Source organism: Faecalicatena contorta, assembly GCF_001404335.1.
Classification (GTDB): Bacteria; Bacillota; Clostridia; order Lachnospirales; family Lachnospiraceae; genus Faecalicatena; species Faecalicatena contortus_B.
The window spans coordinates 172,085-187,953 of record NZ_CYZU01000001.1; the positions used below are offsets into that span (position 1 = coordinate 172,085).

15 protein-coding genes are annotated in these 15,869 nt (G+C 47.3%); 8 read left to right on the forward strand and 7 right to left on the reverse strand.

Annotation, left to right across the window (positions count from 1 at the left end; translation table 11 throughout):
* Positions 1-25: 25 nt before the first annotated feature.
* The 4 genes from ARB69_RS00895 (at position 26) to ARB69_RS00910 (ending at position 4,701) form a co-directional block, all read left to right on the forward strand.
* The gene (locus ARB69_RS00895; RefSeq protein WP_050641730.1) at positions 26-898 is read left to right on the forward strand and encodes a carbohydrate ABC transporter permease; all 873 of its coding nucleotides are present in this window, start codon (positions 26-28) and stop codon (positions 896-898) included.
* 7 nt (positions 899-905) lie between these two features.
* Positions 906-1,736, forward strand: a complete 831-nt coding sequence (locus tag ARB69_RS00900; protein ID WP_050641729.1) for a carbohydrate ABC transporter permease — start codon at positions 906-908, stop codon at positions 1,734-1,736.
* Between the two features lie 121 nt (positions 1,737-1,857).
* Positions 1,858-3,201, forward strand: coding sequence for a glycoside hydrolase family 172 protein (locus ARB69_RS00905; RefSeq protein ID WP_055150019.1), 1,344 nt, complete (start codon positions 1,858-1,860; stop codon positions 3,199-3,201).
* Positions 3,202-3,222: 21 nt separating this feature from the next.
* The gene (locus ARB69_RS00910; RefSeq protein WP_055150022.1) at positions 3,223-4,701 is read left to right on the forward strand and encodes a glycoside hydrolase family 32 protein; all 1,479 of its coding nucleotides are present in this window, start codon (positions 3,223-3,225) and stop codon (positions 4,699-4,701) included.
* Positions 4,702-5,517: 816 nt separating this feature from the next.
* Here the strand turns inward: ARB69_RS00910 and ARB69_RS00915 are convergent.
* The gene (locus tag ARB69_RS00915; protein WP_055150025.1) at positions 5,518-6,741 is read right to left on the reverse strand and encodes a 6-phosphofructokinase; all 1,224 of its coding nucleotides are present in this window, start codon (positions 6,739-6,741) and stop codon (positions 5,518-5,520) included.
* Between the two features lie 199 nt (positions 6,742-6,940).
* Here ARB69_RS00915 and ARB69_RS00920 point away from each other — a divergent pair, with 199 nt between their 5' ends.
* The 4 genes from ARB69_RS00920 to ARB69_RS00935 all read left to right on the forward strand — a co-directional run bounded on the left by ARB69_RS00920 (position 6,941) and on the right by ARB69_RS00935 (position 11,166).
* A complete protein-coding gene (locus ARB69_RS00920; protein WP_050641725.1) occupies positions 6,941-7,957 on the forward strand; it encodes a glycosyltransferase family 2 protein in 1,017 nt (338 codons plus the stop codon).
* A 169-nt stretch (positions 7,958-8,126) separates the two neighbouring features.
* Positions 8,127-8,732 carry a rubrerythrin gene (rbr, locus tag ARB69_RS00925; protein ID WP_050641724.1) on the forward strand — a complete coding sequence of 202 codons (606 nt, stop codon included), beginning with the start codon at positions 8,127-8,129 and terminating at the stop codon, positions 8,730-8,732.
* A 65-nt stretch (positions 8,733-8,797) separates the two neighbouring features.
* The gene (locus ARB69_RS00930; protein ID WP_055150028.1) at positions 8,798-10,540 is read left to right on the forward strand and encodes a S8 family peptidase; all 1,743 of its coding nucleotides are present in this window, start codon (positions 8,798-8,800) and stop codon (positions 10,538-10,540) included.
* A 239-nt stretch (positions 10,541-10,779) separates the two neighbouring features.
* The gene (locus tag ARB69_RS00935; RefSeq protein WP_055150031.1) at positions 10,780-11,166 is read left to right on the forward strand and encodes a sugar-binding domain-containing protein; all 387 of its coding nucleotides are present in this window, start codon (positions 10,780-10,782) and stop codon (positions 11,164-11,166) included.
* A gap of 26 nt (positions 11,167-11,192) precedes the next feature.
* Here the strand turns inward: ARB69_RS00935 and ARB69_RS00940 are convergent, their stop codons facing one another.
* The 6 genes from ARB69_RS00940 to ARB69_RS00960 form a co-directional block, all read right to left on the reverse strand.
* Positions 11,193-12,701, reverse strand: a complete 1,509-nt coding sequence (locus ARB69_RS00940) for a recombinase family protein (RefSeq protein WP_055150034.1) — start codon at positions 12,699-12,701, stop codon at positions 11,193-11,195.
* An 89-nt stretch (positions 12,702-12,790) separates the two neighbouring features.
* The gene (locus ARB69_RS27055; RefSeq protein WP_005927581.1) at positions 12,791-12,967 is read right to left on the reverse strand and encodes a hypothetical protein; all 177 of its coding nucleotides are present in this window, start codon (positions 12,965-12,967) and stop codon (positions 12,791-12,793) included.
* Between the two features lie 133 nt (positions 12,968-13,100).
* Positions 13,101-13,304 (reverse strand): hypothetical protein, encoded by a 204-nt coding sequence (locus ARB69_RS00945; RefSeq protein WP_117506436.1) that lies wholly within the window; start codon positions 13,302-13,304, stop codon positions 13,101-13,103.
* Positions 13,305-13,811: 507 nt separating this feature from the next.
* On the reverse strand, positions 13,812-14,234 hold the full coding sequence (locus ARB69_RS00950) for an RNA polymerase sigma factor (RefSeq protein WP_027643547.1): 423 nt from the start codon (positions 14,232-14,234) through the stop codon (positions 13,812-13,814).
* A 496-nt stretch (positions 14,235-14,730) separates the two neighbouring features.
* Complete coding sequence (locus ARB69_RS00955) at positions 14,731-15,078, reverse strand: YxeA family protein (protein ID WP_005927589.1); 348 nt, start codon at positions 15,076-15,078, stop codon at positions 14,731-14,733.
* Between the two features lie 20 nt (positions 15,079-15,098).
* The gene (locus tag ARB69_RS00960; RefSeq protein ID WP_005927592.1) at positions 15,099-15,869 is read right to left on the reverse strand and encodes an ABC transporter permease; all 771 of its coding nucleotides are present in this window, start codon (positions 15,867-15,869) and stop codon (positions 15,099-15,101) included.

A 15,869-nucleotide genomic window follows, 5' to 3' on the forward strand; every position in this document is an offset into this window, starting at 1 on the left:
GCGGATTCTATGATTGGAGAAGGATATGCGCTGGTTAAGTAAAAGAAGATATAAAATAGGCCTTCTGATCCCGACACTGCTCGTCTATAGCGTGTTCATCGTCCTGCCGATTGTGATTGCGGTCGGATACAGCTTTACAAAGTATTCCGGCATTGGTAAGGCAAGGTTCCAGGGATTTCAGAATTATATCAGGCTGTTTCAGGATAATGTGTTTTGGATTTCACTGAAGAATACGATGATTATTTTCATACTGGCATTTATCCTGCTGCTGACATTATCATTTCTGATAGCACTGCTTTTAAATAACCGGTTGAAAGGAACCGATTTTTCGAAAGCACTTATATTTTCCCCTGCAATTATTGCGCCCATTATTGTAGGTATTATATGGGTATATATTTTGGATCCGAATATCGGCGTTATTAATAATATTCTGGACGCGGTGGGAGCATCGGCGCTGAAGCACAAATGGATCGGCGGGGAGACATTTTCACCATACAGCATTGCAGTCATTTATTTCTGGCAGCAGCTCGGATATCTGGTGACCATTTTTATTGCCGGACTGAAAATGATTCCGGAAGATGTGCTGGAGGCAGTGAAAATTGACGGAGCAAGCGGTGTGCAGAAGGTACGCTATGTCATCATTCCCATGATGCGCACGACAATCTCGACGGTATCTGTCCTGATTATTACCGGCGTATTCAAAATCTTTGAAATCGTTCAGCAGACAACAGGCGGAGGCCCGAACCACCTGTCAGAGACACTGGTAACCTACAGTTACTCTATGACATTCTCCAGCAGTGATTACGGCTATGGGATGTCTTTGGCTACGATTACCTTTTTGCTGTCGCTTTTGATTACGGGGATTTACTCATTCCTGACCAGAGAGAAAGAGAGGTAGCAGGATTATGATAAATAAAAAGAAGAAGACAGCCATGTATATCCTGATGGTATTGATTACGCTGATGGTTGTATTTCCGTTTATCTGGATGCTGGTGCTTTCCTTTAAAACAAATTCGGAAATATTGTCAGCACCGCTTTCTCTGCCGAAAAGCCTGAACCTGGAAAACTACAGCAATGCGTTTAAAACTTTGGATTTTCTGCAGCTGTATGGAAATACATTATTTGTATGTGTGATATCACTGGTTATCGAATTAATTATTACCTTTTTCAGTTCCTTTGTGATCTCCAGAATGGAGTTTAAGAATAAGAAAATTGTTTCCTTAATATATGGGTTTCTGATTATGGGACTTTCAATCTCACCCTTTATTCTGCTCTTTCCGGTGTATAAAATCAATGTATTCTTTGGATTAAGGGGTAAGCTGGCGCTGATATTCCCATATGTGGCAACATCCATATCCTTCAACACGCTGCTGCTGGTGGGCTACCTGAAGGCGCTTCCTACAGAGATTGATGAGGCCGCCGTGATTGACGGATGCAGCATCTGGGATCTGATGCTGAAGGTGATTCTTCCCATGGCAAAACCGGTCATTGCAACGATTGTAATTTTTAACGTGTTGTATATCTGGAATGAATTCCCATTCGCATCTGTTATGTTGAGAGACATCTCAGATTATACGCTTTCCATGGGGGCGTCCTTCTTTAAAGGAACCTATACGGTGGATTATGGCGGGATTGTAGCGTCCAGTGTGCTGATTATCATACCGGAACTGATTTTCTACGGCATCTTCCAGAAGAATATTGTAGAGGGTATGACGGCCGGGGCCGTAAAAGGCTAAGCCGGGAGCGTTAAATTATAGGCTTCTGCACTTATACACACGTTTTGTACTGAGAACGGACAGATCTGTGTGGACTGTTGTGAATAAATATAACATTGTAAAAGAATTAGGAGGAGATATCATGAGTAAAGTATCAGGATTATTTCAGGATCTGACAACCATAAAAGAGGCCAGAAACGGAAGGCTGGCGAGTTGGGATCAGAGAGGCAAGAACCAGGACTACTGGGAAATTCCTGCAAAAGAAAGCATAACACTGGGAGAGATTGAAGGCCCCGGCTGTATTACGCATATCTGGATGACCTCATCCTGCCGAAGGGTAAAGGCACCCAGCATCCTGGATCCGGTGCAGAATGCATCCGCAGCTCCGGTGATGGAAATCCATCCGGCTCTGGGGGTAATCTGGGACGATTATGATCCGTTTTATTATAGGAAGGCATTGATCAAAATTACATGGGATGACCAGGATACGCCGAGCGTTCTGGCGCCTTTCGGAGATTTCTTTTGTATCGGGAACTGCTATCCGGGGAATTTTTCCTCCCTTCCATTTAATGTATCGCTGAAACCGGAGGAGGCAGGACGCTACGGCGCACCATGTTCTGTATCCTGTTATTTCCCAATGCCATTTAATAAGGAGGCAAAGATTGAGATTATCAATGAAAATGAGCTGCCGTTTATTTTATATTTTAACATTGACTATGAAATGTATAAAAAACCGTTGGATGAAAATACCGCTTATTTCCATACAAGCTGGCACAGAGAGAATCCGTGCGACGGATGGGGACCGGATATTCAGGTGAATTCACCGGAGGTCAATAATGTTACTAATTTGAAAGGGGAAGGCAATTACACCGTCCTGGACGTGGAAGGAACAGGCCATTACGTGGGATGCAACCTGACCGTGAAGCATTACCAGGGCAGTTGGTGGGGCGAAGGAAACGACATGTTTTTTATTGACGGGGAAGAGTATCCAAGCCTCAATGGCACCGGAACGGAGGATTACTTTAACCATGCATGGGGTATGCAGCGCAACGCATTCCCATTCTTTGGAACCATTGTGCACGAAGGGGATACGGACGGATTCCATGTATCCTACCGGTTCCATATTACAGATCCGGTCAGATTTGAAAAGCGCCTTCGCGTAACGATTGAGCATGGTCATGCAAACCATTTGTCGGACGACTGGAGTTCTACGGCTTACTGGTATCAGACCCTGCCGACCGCAAAGCCGCTTACGATCCTTCCAGTGGAGGAGCGTCTGCCGAATGTGCCTGTGCTTCCCGAAAGAGACCTGAAGATGCCACAGTTAACAGAAGAAATGCAGGCGGCCAGGGATTCTTACGAGAAACGCTGGGAAGAGTACTCTCCGGCAAGGCAGGAGCAATTCAGAATCAAGGAGAACAAAGCACGCCGTGAGTCGGCGCTCAATACGGAGTTTGCAAAAAAACTGCGTGAAGAATACAAGTAATGGGAGAACTGGAGGCGTTTTATGTCTAAGGAATTAATGCAGCAAAATATCGAGAAAGCCCAGAGGGAGATTGATGCGAAAAAGGAATGCGTGAGAAAGGGCAAAATGCGCCAGCACTACCACTTTATGCCGCAGACCGGCTGGCTCAATGATCCGAACGGGCTGATTTACTACAAGGGAAAATATCATTTTTTCTACCAGTACAACCCATACGAGGGATTCTGGTCCTGCATGCACTGGGGACATGCGGTGAGCGGAGATCTGATACACTGGGAATACCTGCCCCTTGCGCTGGCTCCAAGTGAAAGCTATGACGACCATCACCAGGGCGGATGTTTCTCGGGAAGCGCGATCGAGCATGACGGGAAACTATTCCTGATGTATACGGGGACAACGAATAATGGGAAGGGCTTTGAGCAGTCCCAGTGTATTGCATACAGCGAGGATGGGATCCATTTTGAAAAATACGAGGGAAACCCGGTTCTGACCGCACCTGAGGGGATTCCGGGAGACTTCTTCCGTGACCCGAAGCTCTGGAAGCACGAGGACACCTATTATGTGGTCTGTGGGGCGAACAAAGACGGTATGGCCCAGGCGCTTTTATACAAGTCACAAGACATGTTTCACTGGGAATTTGTGAATATCCTGGCCGAAAGCCGGGGCGAGTGGGGATATATGTGGGAGTGCCCGGATTTTTACCCCATCGGTGACAAATACGTCCTGATGTTCTCCCCTATGGGGGCAAAAGAAAGAACCAGTGTATATCTGGTAGGTGATTTTGACTATCAGACCGGAAAATTCTACTATACCGTATCCGGGGAAATCGACTGGGGATTCGACTACTATGCCCCGCAGTCATTCCTGTCCCCGGACGGCAGGCGGATCATCGTCGGATGGGCCAATGCCTGGGACTGGATGCCGTTCTGGAAGGACTGGGGGCCCACCTACAAGGAAGGGTGGTGCGGATTCTTCAATCTTCCGAGGGAGGTCGTGCTCTGCAAGGACAATACCCTGCAGTTTTTGCCGGTCAGAGAACTGGAACAGCTCAGACGGGATGAGCAGATACAGCGAAATGTAACATTAAAGGCGGAAACCCCCCTCCTGTTCCGGGAAGGCAGCGTATACGAGGCAAAGCTCAAAATTAACCTAAAAGAATCAACCGCAAAGAAGATCTGTATGGAATTGCGCTCCTCAGACGAAAAGAAAACGCTGGTAGTCTTCGATTTTGAAAAAGCAGAGATCAGCTTTGACAGAAGTCAGGCAGACGGCTGGAGCAAGGGCATTGCCAAAAGTCCATTGAATCTGCTGGGAAAGGACTACTTGGATATCCATATATTCTCAGACCAGAGTTCAGTAGAAATGTTCAGCAATCATTACCAGAATAACATATCATGCAATATATTCGCCCCGGAAACAGCGTGCGGGAATTACATAACGGCACAGGGGGGGGAACTAAGTATTGAGATTATGGAAACTTGGGATTTGGAGGGCGTGATGTAGGGGACGCTTGCCGAGAGCCGGGACGTGCTGTGAAAAGCGCCTATCCTGTTGGAAATACTGGCCGCTGCGCCAAGCAGCAGTAAGAGGAAATCCGCAAAATCAGCCGGAACCGAACACATTCACCGCTTAATCTGATGATTAAACGGCTCAGGTGTTCTGGAAAGTTGCTTCGGAAGCAACTTTCCTCCGGCTGATTTCGCGGATTTCCTCTAACTGCTGCTACGCTCGCTTGAAGCATTTCCAACAGGATAGGCGCTTTTCACAGCACGTCCCGGCTCTCGGCAAGCTGGTTCATCAGGCCGGCAGGCAAAAGACAGTTCCCTGTTGGGGCACGGACGGGGGCGCCGGATATTTCAAGCATAGTTACAAAACTATTTCAGTACATTTAAGGAAGATGTAAGCCACGCATAGACATATCCATCCGCCTCCCCGGTCTGGTTCCCCAATCAGGGGAACCAGTCTTTACTGCCGGTCGGATGAACCAGCCTGGCGGGGAACGGGACGGGATGCAGACGTAAGCATATATCTGTCTGGAGTACATAGAGCGAGCTTAGCAGCAGTTAGAGGAAACGGAAAAAATCAGCCGGACAAAAGTTGATTCCGAATCAACTTTTGAATACGCCTGAGCCGTCTGCTCATCAGAGCAGGCGGTGAATGCGTATGGTGCCGGCTGATTTTTTCCGTTTCCTCTTACTGCTGCTTAGCGCAGCGGGCAGTATTCCAGACAGATATATGCTTACGTCTGCATCCCGTCCCGTTCCCCGTCAGGCGTCCCCTTTCATCCGCTCCCAAGCCTAAAACTCGTAAGCCACAAACCTACTTCCTGTATGCGAACATGGGTACCCCGTCCTCCATTGGAACATGGACTTCCCCCTGGATCAGAGGCTTTGCATAGTCGATAAATGCATCGCCCACATCCGTGCCTTCTCTCGTAATCCATTCTGCCGGAACTGTTTTTTCCCTGTTGCAGACATGGTTGACATCGGTTGTTACGTAATCAATTGTATAGGGCTTGTCCTGGATTCTTTTGAAAGCAATCATCTTTCCGGTTTCGCCTTCCAGCGCACACTTTACGCCAAAGGCGCCGGAGGCGATGGCCTCTTTTTGGTCTGTGCCGGAGAGCATGGTGCTGGAGCAGCGCTGGGATACGTTTAGTTCTACGGAACGGACTTTGATGCCCAGCCGTTCCTTGATCAGATTCTCCAGATATTTTCCCGAGCCGGCCAGCATCTTGTGGCCAAAGGCGTCTACGCCTACGTCGCTGGCAAACTCGCAGATGAAGGTGCCGTCTTTGTCATGAATACCTTCGGATATACATACAACCAGGTTGGGAGTTTGTTCCAGGGCTTCCTCCACTTTTTGAAGGAATGCTTCCTGGTCAAATGCAGCCTCAGGAAGATAGATCAGAACCGGATTGTCTCCCTCGAACTTCCGGGCCAGAGCGCTGGCGGCGGTCAGCCAGCCGGCATGGCGTCCCATGATTTCTACGATGGTAACGGATTTTTTATTGTCATATACGGAGGCGTCCAGGGTGATTTCTCTGACCGTAGATGCAATGAATTTGGCGGCGCTGCCGAAGCCCGGGGTGTGGTCGGTCTCCACCAGATCGTTGTCGATTGTCTTGGGAATCCCGATGAATTTGATATCGCTGCCGGTTTTAGCGGCATAGCGGGAGAGTTTGCTTACGGTATCCATGGAGTCGTTTCCACCGATATAGAAAAAATATCCGATATTTAATGCATTAAGCTTTTCCATTAGCTCTGGATATACCGGATCGTCCAGATCCTCGGGAAGTTTATAGCGGCAGGATCCCAGATAGGATCCGGGAGTCGTCTTGATCAATTCCAGTTCGCCGGAGCGTTCCAGAGGCTCCATATCCATGTAATGCCCGGCGAGGAAGCCCTCGATTCCGTTGATCATTCCATATACAGCGCCAAAAGAATCTTCCCGGTTCAATGCCTCATATACAACGCCGTAAAGGCTGGCATTGATGACTGCGGTTGGTCCGCCTGACTGGCCCACGATAACATTTTTCTTCATAAATAATCCCTCCAAAGCTATTTTCGTTTTTGTCATACCTATAACTATAATGGAAAAAGACATATTTTACAATAGGTTACTATGTGCGGCCCCGTGGATAGTAACTGTAACAGGTACAAAAACGGATTTTGTGATAAAACAGTTGGAAATTTGGTGAATGTGCAGTATAATTGCTGTATCTGAGTAAAGAGGTGTTCTTATGAAATTTATATCATTTGCAATTCCATGCTATAATTCTGAAGCGTATATGGAAAAGGCGATACAATCAATATTAAAGGGCGGGGAGGATGTGGAGATCATCATTGTGAATGACGGCTCCAAGGACGGTACAGAAGAGATTGCCCGTCATTATGCAGATTTGTATCCAACGATTATTAAGGCGGTAAACAAGGAGAACGGGGGACACGGCGATGCTGTCAATGCGGGATTGGCTCATGCCACAGGTCGATACTTTAAGGTGGTGGACAGCGATGACTGGGTAGATGAGGAGGCCCTCAGGCAGATCCTGGAAGCAGTCAGGGGCTTTGTGCAGACGGAGACGGAAGTGGACATGATTGTTTCAAATTATGTGTATGAAAAGGTTGGGGTTGAGCATAAGAAGGTCATCCATTACCGCAATGTGCTGCCGCAGAACCAGATATTCCATTGGGACGATATCGGGCATTTCCGGCTGGACCAGTATATCCTGATGCATTCCGTCCTCTACCGGACCGAAATGCTGAAGTTATGCCAGCTCAGGCTGCCGAAGCATACATTTTATGTGGATAACATTTACGTGTATTACCCCCTGCCGCATGTGCGTACGATCTACTATATGGATGTTGACTTCTACAGGTATTTTATCGGGCGAGAGGATCAATCCGTTAACGAAAAGGTGATGATCAGCAGGATAGACCAGCAGATATTCGTAAACAAGTGCATGATAAATATGTATGAACTGCGGATGATTTCCAGTAAAAAGCTGCGTAAATACATGATTAATTACCTTGCAATTATGATGACTGTATCCTCGATTTTGTGTATCCGTTCCAAGAAAAAGGCGAATCTGGAAAAGAAGGCGGAACTGTGGCAGTATCTGAAGAAAAAGGATTACGGCACTTACTTTAAGATTCGTTACGGAATCCTGGGCCAGACGATCAATCTTCCCGGCAAGTCCGGACGAAAGGTATCCTCCATGGCTTACAGCGTGGCAAGAAGGCTTATCGGGTTTAATTAGCTGATACGGTACGATTGGATATTACGAAACGTTTTATGATTTACGGTCCGGCAAAAGTTATGGAACAGAATCTGCACAGCCGCATGTGCGTAAAGAAAATATTTTAACTGAAAAGAGAATATTTTACCAGCCATGGTACATACTAGTAATAAAAAAAGGAGTGTGTATTATGGCTGTTAATTTTTCAGAAAGTAAAACAAAAGAAAACCTGATGAGAGCATTTGCCGGGGAGAGTCAGGCAAGAAACAGATATACGATCGCTGCAGATAAGGCAAGAGAGATGAAAATGTATACGATTGCCGACATCTTTTTGTATACGGCTGATCAGGAGCGCGCCCATGCGGAGAGATATTACGAGCTGCTTAAAGATCTGTCCGGTGAGACAATCTTTATTGACGGCGGTTATCCGGTAGATCAGCAGACGACTTTGGCTGAGCTTCTGAGAGCTGCGGAGCACAACGAAAAAGAGGAATATGAGGATGTTTACCAGGCATTTGGTGATGTGGCTAAGGAAGAAGGCTTTTTAGAGGCTGCGTCTGCATTCTATCAGATCGCAGAGATTGAACACATCCACCAGGTTCGTTTTGGTGAAATAGCCGGCATGTTGGAGACCAACCAATACTTTGCTTGTGAGAATGAGAGCAAATGGATCTGTACGAACTGCGGATATATCCACGAGGGAAAACAGGCTCCGGCTGTATGTCCGGTCTGCCGCCATGCGCAGGGGTATTTTCTGCCATATGCATATGCTGCATATAAGGGAGAAGGAAGATAGCCAGAAAAGATATACCCAAACGGGTAAGAACCATCTGTTAACTGAATAGTCAAAAGGAGCGGGATATGAGCCAGAAAGTAGAGAATCTGCTGAACCTTGCATTAGATGCTACGGAAGAAGAACGCGTCAAGTCACTGGAGCTGGAGGTGGGATATAACCCGATTGACAGAGAATGGGATCTGGTGATTAAGTATTCGGGTTCCCTTGATCCGGTGAGAGCGCTGGCAACGTCTGTGACGGAACTGACAAATGAGTATGCTGTTATCACAGTACGGGAATCTGTGATTGACAGGCTGGCATCCATTCCCCAGATAGAGTATATTGAAAAACCAAAGAGGCTGTTTTTTCAGGTGGCGAACGGAAAGAGAGTTTCCTGCATCAATCCGGTGCAGCGAACTCCTTTTTCTTTGTTCGGAAACGGCGTGCTGACTGCCGTAATAGACAGTGGAATTGATTATGCCAACGAGGACTTCAGAAATCCGGATGGAACCACCAGAATACGGGCTCTGTGGGATCAGACGATTCCGGGCAGCCCGCCGGAAGGCTATGCCATCGGCACGGAATATACACAGGAGCAGATCAACGAGGCTCTTGCACAGGACTCCAGAGAGGCGCGGGAGCGAATTGTGCCAAGCAGGGATACTTCGGGCCATGGGACCGCGGTCGCAGGAATTGCAGCGGGCAACGGCGCCGGGAGTCCTGGCCGCCAGTATGCGGGGGTGGCGTCGGCCAGTGATTTGCTTGTCGTTAAGCTGGGAATTCCCCGGGATGAAGGCTTCCCCAGAACAACGGAACTGATGATGGGGGTAGATTATGCGGTTCGCAAAGCTCTGGAGTACCAAATGCCTGTGGCCGTGAATATTAGTTTTGGAAATACATATGGTTCCCACGACGGAACTTCCCTGCTGGAGCGCTTTCTGGATGATATTTCTAATTACTGGAAGTGTGCAGTTTGTGTGGGCAGCGGAAATGAAGGAACCAGTGCCGGCCACACCTCCGGCAGGCTGACAGTGAATGTGGAAGAAAGTGTGCAGCTGGGGGTACAGGCTAACGAGCCCACGGTCAATGTGCAGCTTTGGAAATCCTATGTGGATACAGTGGATATTTCCCTGATCAGCCCATCGGGAGTGCGGGTGGGCCCGATTCAGGAGATCCTTGGCTCTCAGCGATTTATCCTGGGTAATACGGAGATACTTCTATATTATGGGGAACCGAAACCGTACAGCGTCAAGCAGGAAATATTTATTGACTTCCTGCCCAGACAGACCTATATAGACAGCGGCGTATGGCAGATTATCCTATCGCCGCGCAGGGTGGTGACAGGAGAATATGAGATGTGGCTGCCCAGTCAGAGCGCACTGAATATAGGGACCGGGTTTTTATTTCCAAAGAGTGATACGACGCTCACCATACCCTCTACGGCACTCCGGGTGATAACCGTGGGTGCATATAATAGTCTGACATTCAGTTATGCAGACTTTTCGGGCCGGGGGCCGGCGGCGCTCTATGAGTATGCTGCGGTGCCAAAGCCGGATCTTGTGGCTCCGGGGGTAAACGTAACGACTGTGGTGCCCGGCGGGGGCTATGCACAGTTCACCGGAACTTCATTTGCCGCGCCCTTTGTGACCGGAAGCGCGGCACTGCTGATGGAGTGGGGGATTGTGAAAGGGAATGACTCCTATTTGTATGGGGAGAAGGTGAAGGCCTATCTGCGGAGAGGGGCGAGAGAACTTCCGGGATTTGATCGGTGGCCGAATAACCAGATGGGGTATGGGGCGCTTTGTGTGCGGGATAGTATTCCGGTATAAGGTTTACATGCTGCCGAATAGGTTGTTTTAACAGATTTTTAAATAGACATCTAAATAAATGGTCGAATATGCTCTTTTTGGGAGCGTTATTAATAACTATTGGACAATCGTCAATGATATAATAAACCACAACTACAAGACGAGAATGTTCAGATCGAATCATTTTCAGACACAGAAACATACTTACCTGACAAAACAACGAACCAGAGGTACAGTAAAAATAGATAAGGAGACAACAAATGAGATATAATTTTGACAGAGAATGGAAATTTTCACTGGGGGACTTTGGTATTTTACCGGAATCCATGTCGCATGGAGCCGTCTATGGCTTTTCAAAAGCCGGCGGGATTACAGGCGCTGCGGCTCTGGAATTTGATGATTCGATCTGGGAGACAGTGGATCTCCCCCATGACTGGCAGCACAGCCAGGAGCTTGACCTTACTGCCCCCGCAGACCATGGATACCGCAGGGGGCTCAAAGGCTGGTACCGCAAAAAATTCTGTTTAGATGAATGTGACAAATACCGTTCACTTAGCCTGGTTTTTGACGGAATTGCAGGCATAACTGATATATACCTGAACGGATGTAAACATCGGTGTACAAGGGGTACAAACAAGATAAAATAGAAATGAGGGGCGATAGAGCGGAAATGTCAGATTTTCCACTCTATCTGAACACGGTCGCTGGTGGCCTTGATCGTAGAGATCAAACCATCGGCGGCTTTTCTTTTGTCGTCAAAATCTATGCTCTCCCAGTTGTCGAGATAATAGGACAACTTCTTTATCTGCTGGGGCGATATGGTTTCAACACTCAATTCGGCGATTGCCTTTGAAATGGTCTGGCGTCGGGTGTCCAGTTCTTCAATTTTTTTGTTAGCGTAGGCAAGCAAGGTCGCATTGGCTCCGGTCAGCGTGTCCAGCAGCTTTTCAATTTCTGCCTCTACCTGTGCCAGCTCCACTTGATAGGCGGTAAGTTTCGGATTGACTTTTTCCTCTCTGCCGTGGAGTATCTGAAAGTCTTTGAATTTTTCCTGCATGGCCGAGAAAATGAATTGCTCAAATTCTTCTTTGCGGATTTTCCCGCAGCCCGGACAGCCTTTGTTTTCCGTCCGTTTGGTACAGCGGAAATATCCGGTGCTGTTGGGTACATGGGTGGCTTTCAGCGCATACCCACAATGCCCGCATTTGATTTTTCCGGCCAGCCAAGTGTTCTTCGGTTTCCGTCCCTGCTGGAAGGTGGTATTTGCCATAAGTTTTTTCCGGCATTTCAGCCATGTGTCAGAGGAAATGAGTGCTTCGTGGGGAGCGATAACAAGTATCTGGTCTTTTAAGCACCTGTCCTTGTCCTCTTTCACATCCCGCCCCTGATAGAGATAGCAGCCGTTTGTTCCGGCAAAGTCAGAAGCGTCATTGACAATCGCTGCACCCTGACTCTTGAAAAATTCGTACAGCTCCAAGTCGGCCTGTGCGTAAACGGGGTTTCGCAAAAGCTGGGAAAGAAAACTCCGAACCATTGACTTCTCGTAAATCTTGATACCCTGTTCCTCGAAGTATCGGGTAATATCTCCGAAGGAGGTTTCCGGTTCGGCGTACATTTGAAACATCAGCCGTACATGGTCGGCGGCTATGGGGTCGGCAACCATTTTCTTTGTGCGGATACCCTCTACCACAGTAGGCTCTAACTGATAACCGTATGGTGCCTGCCCGCTCATGTGGAAGCCTTTCAGGCACCGGGAATAGTAGGCGTCTGTGACACGCTTCTGAATTGTCTCACGTTCAAGCTGGGCAAATACAATGCAGATATTCAGCATGGCCCGGCCCATCGGGGTCGAAGTATCAAACTTTTCTGTGGATGATACAAACTCCACATCATACTCTTGAAACAGCTCCATCATCGTTGCAAAGTCCAGAATAGAGCGGCTTATACGGTCCAACTTATACACGATGACCCGCCGGACCTTTCCCTTGCGGATCTCGCCCAGTAGCTTTTGAAACTCCGGCCTGTCCGTATTCTTACCGGAATAGCCTTTGTCCTTGAATACCCGGCAGCTCCCACCTTTCAATTCATACTTGCAAAAGTCGATCTGACTTTCAATGCTGATACTGTCCTTGCGGTCTACTGACTGTCTTGCGTAAATACAATCTTCTCTGATAAATTCCATATTGGGCTCCTTTCCTTGTTGGAATGGAGCTACCAACCTTACAACTATATTATACCATCAGCAGCCCCGGACAACAATGTTGCGAATGATTAGGGAAATCTGTCCCCATATTTGCTGAACACCTCATAAAGACAACGCTCAATTTCTTTTTTGCGCTGTGCTTTCTCCTTCGGGGGAAGTACCGGCGTGAGGCTTTCCAGCACAATGATCTTCCCTTGAAATGCGACAGACTTTGTTTCTCGTTCATAAGTGACAGCTTGCGTCATTGAAAACCTCCTTTGCGAAAGTGCGTGTATATGCCAGCCTTTCCCACTTGTCCCGTGGGGAAATGTCAAAAGACGGCACCCGGCAGGTGCCGCCCTTTGAGTTTTCTCCACTTCGGGTCGATGTGGCCCGAGGTCAGTAAGGACTGGAATGGTACTTTTCTTTGGCGTCCTCCACGCTGTTGAGGTCAAATACTTCATAAAGCTGCCCCACAACACGCCGTATATCCTTCTTTGAAAATCCGCAGTTCTCCATTGCCATAATGACATAACCACGGCAAGCGTCATTGCTCCATTCGTCCGGTTCCAAGCCGGGGATCATTCCAAACGCATTTCCCATAAAGTGCTCCTTTTTTGAAAAGATGGGGAGCCGCGCCGGATCGGTTGGCCTATCATCAGACAGCATTGCCGGGGGCTCCCCATAGGTTTTCACTTCATTTCAGACACACCGGACGGACATAGGCTTCATGCCCCATAGTATTTCAACTCTCCCCATTCTGATGGCAAGGCGTTCTCATTGCCTGCGACGGCTCACGGCTTGCAAGGCCGCTTCAACGCTCGGACTGTGACTAAACGCAAGTATCCGGGGCCTGCACCTGTTCCGGTGGAGCCAGCCTTGCCCCACCTATGGCATGGACCTGTTCGCTCGCTCAGTTTTACAAAGACTGTATTCTCTGAAATCCGAGGTCATGGCGGGTCTGTCACACAGCGCGTTCCCCTTCGTATCCGGGTGTCTTTTTATTCAATTTTCAATCTGCATGAGGCTTGTCTGAACCTCGGGCCATTGTGACCCGAAGTGTTTTACCTCTCATAAGCCATTTCATTTTCCGGCCTAAATCGGTACGCCTTACAAAGAAATTTTCAAAATTTTTTCTAAGCGCCGCAGACCTCGCTCGATTGCGACACGAACCACTTTTTCATGGACGCCCTCTGCCCGGGCAATGTCCTGTTTGGTCATGCCGAGAATGAAATGAGCATAAATCCGTTTTGCCTGTTTGTCCGGCAGACTGGCAATCGCTGCGTGAAGTTCCTGCATGGTAACTTTTCGCTCGTACAGCTCATGGGGCGAAAGTGCGACAAAGACAGCCTCATGCTCCAGCCCATCATCCCGATCAAGGGAATAGTAGGCTTTGTGGCGGTATGTACGCAGCCGGTAGGCAGCCTCTTTACGATCAAATTCTTTGAACATTTCTGCAACTTCTTCCGATACTTCCATGAAGCAATCTGATGTATAGAATGGGTAATAGTCCCGCAAATTGATAATAGCCATATTGACCTCCGTTTCGGTTGTTGGTTGACGAGTGACCGAAACGAAGGCGGCGGGGAGCGACACCGGGGAATGACTTCGGGCCAACATGACCCGAAGCAGCCCCATAAGAACACAAAAGCGCCCGGGCGGCATGAAGCCACACGGACGCATGAAATGACATAATAGTTAAGGTTCCAACAAATTTCGCATACATAGCCGGAATAACCCGGAGGGGGAGCTATGCTTTTTTTAACTGATGTAGGTCATGGGTACTGTGAAAAAAGACAAAAATAGACACGGCGGCAATCCTCCTATATGCCGCCGTGGATTTACACGGTGTTAGGTCGTCGTTGGTTTAGGATAAACGAAAGAAACGGCGGCTCTGAAAATCAAAGCCGCCGCTAGTCGTATGGGCGTGTCAAAAGGGCTGCTGTACGACGGCTTTTTTTTCTTTTGCCGTCGTGTGGCAGCTGATCTAAATATATTTCATTACAGGCACCTTTATTGTCCTGCGGGGTTATTCTTTATATTTTTCTTGAACAGAAGAAGGTAATTCATCAAACTGCATTTCAGCCCATGTTACAACCCCTCTGATGGGAGCCACTTTCAAGCACAGATACGCACCATCTGTGAGAACTTTGCTTGTTTCAAAAGTAACGTCTTTCGCATTACCACTTTCATCATAAGCAACCAATGTGTATTTATAGTTCATCGCACCATGCGGTGCAATATCTGTTACCCATCGGTTATCAATCTGCGTATAGTAGTCTGTATTGGTTTGCGTAGTGAGAAAAGCTACAGTCATAAAAGTAATTGCTAGTACAGCAACGACAATCACAATTCCTATTTTTTTCTTAGAACTCATAAAGGTTACCTCTCTTTCTTTTACCAGCCCTTTTTAGGTGCTGTGTGCTGTGTTTTTTTAGCTTCTCTCTTTTCTGGTTTCTGTTTTACAAACATCAAAGCAATTCCAATAGCACACATAATCAGAATGCTAATAAAACACAGTCCTTTATTCCACATAACTCCTTCTGCCCCAGCTCGATAATTGATTAAACCAAGCGCAGCGGAGACAGGATATATAGATTGTAAAGTCCCATTTGCAAACATTCCTATAAACCCATATACAAAAGCGACGATAACCCCTACAAGGAAACTCCCTTTATATCTGCTTGTCAGAACAATAATGGGCAGCATTGTCAAGTAAAGGAAGAATCCTAACAATGCCATTTGCACCAATCCTGTAAGCGCAGGAATCAAAGCAAATCCATCATATCCCATGATAAAATTTGCAATGACTGTGAAAACAAAGCACACAATTCCTAAGAAAAGCGACAGAATTGCAGAAACAATCAATTTACCTGCCAGAAGTTTCCTAAATGAAATGGGTAATGTTTCAATATTTTTTAATGTGTCGTCTGTATATTCACGGGAAATCATATACCCACTAATCAGCGTGATACACATTGGGAAAATCATTGTTACAAAATGCTTAACTACCTGTTCAAAAAGAAATTGGTAGTCCCATACCATTCCGTCATCGGCCATTGTAGTAAACAAGGTTAGCAGAACTGTAAGAAGCATGAGGGACACGCCAATCCAGACAATAAAATATCTTTTCAGCTTCATAAACTCGGTTTTTATAATTGTTACCAT

Bases quoted from the DNA above. Each gene is read 5' to 3' on its own strand.
- ARB69_RS27055 (WP_005927581.1), bottom strand. From the start codon at position 12,967: ATGACGCAAGCTGTCACTTATGAACGAGAAACAAAGTCTGTCGCATTT.
- ARB69_RS00940 (WP_055150034.1), bottom strand. From the start codon at position 12,701: ATGGAATTTATCAGAGAAGATTGTATTTACGCAAGACAGTCAGTAGAC.
- ARB69_RS00955 (WP_005927589.1), bottom strand. From the start codon at position 15,078: ATGAGTTCTAAGAAAAAAATAGGAATTGTGATTGTCGTTGCTGTACTA.
- ARB69_RS00915 (WP_055150025.1), bottom strand. From the start codon at position 6,741: ATGAAGAAAAATGTTATCGTGGGCCAGTCAGGCGGACCAACCGCAGTC.
- ARB69_RS00920 (WP_050641725.1), top strand. From the start codon at position 6,941: ATGAAATTTATATCATTTGCAATTCCATGCTATAATTCTGAAGCGTAT.
- ARB69_RS00930 (WP_055150028.1), top strand. From the start codon at position 8,798: ATGAGCCAGAAAGTAGAGAATCTGCTGAACCTTGCATTAGATGCTACG.
- ARB69_RS00900 (WP_050641729.1), top strand. From the start codon at position 906: ATGATAAATAAAAAGAAGAAGACAGCCATGTATATCCTGATGGTATTG.
- ARB69_RS00945 (WP_117506436.1), bottom strand. From the start codon at position 13,304: ATGGGAAATGCGTTTGGAATGATCCCCGGCTTGGAACCGGACGAATGG.
- rbr (WP_050641724.1), top strand. From the start codon at position 8,127: ATGGCTGTTAATTTTTCAGAAAGTAAAACAAAAGAAAACCTGATGAGA.
- ARB69_RS00935 (WP_055150031.1), top strand. From the start codon at position 10,780: ATGAGATATAATTTTGACAGAGAATGGAAATTTTCACTGGGGGACTTT.
- ARB69_RS00905 (WP_055150019.1), top strand. From the start codon at position 1,858: ATGAGTAAAGTATCAGGATTATTTCAGGATCTGACAACCATAAAAGAG.
- ARB69_RS00910 (WP_055150022.1), top strand. From the start codon at position 3,223: ATGTCTAAGGAATTAATGCAGCAAAATATCGAGAAAGCCCAGAGGGAG.
- ARB69_RS00950 (WP_027643547.1), bottom strand. From the start codon at position 14,234: ATGGCTATTATCAATTTGCGGGACTATTACCCATTCTATACATCAGAT.
- ARB69_RS00895 (WP_050641730.1), top strand. From the start codon at position 26: ATGCGCTGGTTAAGTAAAAGAAGATATAAAATAGGCCTTCTGATCCCG.
- ARB69_RS00960 (WP_005927592.1), bottom strand. From the start codon at position 15,869: ATGGTAACAATTATAAAAACCGAGTTTATGAAGCTGAAAAGATATTTT.